This is a genomic window from Pseudomonas anatoliensis (genome assembly GCF_017976235.1).
Taxonomy (GTDB): domain Bacteria; phylum Pseudomonadota; class Gammaproteobacteria; order Pseudomonadales; family Pseudomonadaceae; genus Aquipseudomonas; species Aquipseudomonas anatoliensis.
In genome coordinates this window covers 1-1,841 of sequence record NZ_JACVHC010000017.1, presented here as the reverse complement: position 1 = coordinate 1,841, position 1,841 = coordinate 1, and the positions used below count along the sequence as shown (strand labels likewise).

The 1,841-nt window shown below is 62.6% G+C and carries 1 protein-coding gene; it reads left to right on the top strand.

Annotated elements, in window-relative coordinates; all coding sequences use genetic code 11:
* Window positions 1-1,841 (top strand): RHS repeat-associated core domain-containing protein (locus ICA16_RS28110; protein ID WP_210702155.1); only part of this gene is annotated, 1,841 nt, incomplete at both ends.

The window sequence follows — 1,841 nt, the reverse complement described above, 5'->3', positions numbered from 1 at the left end:
GTCGACACGTGTTTGTCTGGAACCCCCTCGGTCAGTTGGTTGAAGAAACCCTGCCCGATGCTGGCGTGCGGCGTTTTTCCTACGATGCGCTGGGGCGCAGGACTACCACTGTTGATGAACACGGTGCGGTCACGCGTCAGCATTGGGACGCTGTTGGCCGACTGATCCAGACGACTTCTCCTACGGGCGCCACCCGCGCCTACAGCTATGGCGCCTACAACCAGGTCACCGCCGAGCGCAACGAACTCGGACGCATCACCCGTTTCGAGTATGACGACGACCTGCACCTGGTTTCGCGGCGGATCAACCCCGACGGCACGCGGGTGCAGTACCGCTACGACCATGCGCAGTTGCTGATCACCGAAATCGAAAACGAGTCCGGCGAAAAGTATCGGCTGGACTACACGCCGACCGGACTGATCCGACAGGAAACCGGCTTCGACGGGCGGCGTACAGGCTATGCCTATGACCTCAACGGTCATCTGCTGGAAAAGACCGAGTTCGGCGATGACGGCTCGGTGTTGGTCACGGGCTATGAGCGCGATACGGCCGGGCGCCTGCTGGTCAAGACCTTGCCTGACGGGGTCAAGGTTATCTATCAGTACGACCGCCTCGGTCGGCTGACTGGCGTCGACGACGGCCAGAAACATCCGTTGGCCTTCGAATACGACCTGCAAGACCGGCTGATCACCGAGCATCAGGGCTGGGGCACGCTGCGTTACGCCTACGACGCCTGCGGCCAGCTCAAACGCATGCGCCTGCCGGACAACAGCAAGCTCGATTATCAGTACGCCAAGGGCGGCGCACTGACCGCCATCCACCTCAACGGCGCGCCGCTGACGCAACACGTCTATCAGTCGGGCCGCGAACAACAACGTCAGCAAGGCTTGCTGCTCAGCGAATATGCCTACGACGATCAGGGCCGCCTGCTCGCCCACGCCGTAGGCCATCAGCACGATTCGCTGTACCGCCGCGATTATGCCTACAGCGCCAACGGCAATCTGGAGCACATCGCCGACACCCGTCACGGCCAGCGCACCTACGGCTACGACGCCCTCAATCGGCTGATCCGCGTACGCCACTCACGTGACGAACTGCCGGAGTCCTTCGCCCACGACCCGGCCGGCAACCTGCTCATGCAGGACCGCCCCGGCCCCACGCAGATCAAGGGCAACCGCCTGCTGATGCAGGGTGATCGCCACTACGACTACGACGCCTTCGGCAACCTGATCCGCGAACGCCGCGGCACCGCGCAGAAACTCGTCACCGAATACCGCTACGACTGCCAACACCGCCTCATCGGCCTGACCCGCCCCGACGGCAAAACCGCGACCTACCAGTACGACGCCTTCGGCCGGCGAATCCGCAAAACCGTCGACGGCGAAAAAACCGAGTTCTTCTGGCAAGGCGACCACCTCGTCGCCGAAAGCAGCAACACCCAGCACCGCAGCTACGTCTACGAACCCGGCACCTTCCGCCCGCTGGCGCTGCTCGACGGCAAAGGCCCAAAAAAGGCCTGCCCGTTCTACTACCAACTCGACCACCTCGGCACCCCGCAAGAACTCACCGACTACAGCGGCGAAATCGTCTGGTCAGCGCAATACGACGCCTACGGCAAAGTCGCCGCAATCACCCTCGCCGGCGAGGAATACCTGGATCAACCGCTGCGCTTTCAGGGGCAGTATTTCGACGCGGAAAGCGGCCTGCATTACAACCGGCATCGGTATTACGACCCAAGGCTTGGACGGTATCTGACGCCGGACCCGATCAAGTTGGCGGGAGGGTTGAATCAGTACCAGTACGTGCCGAATCCGACGGGGTGGGTGGATCCGTTGGGGTTG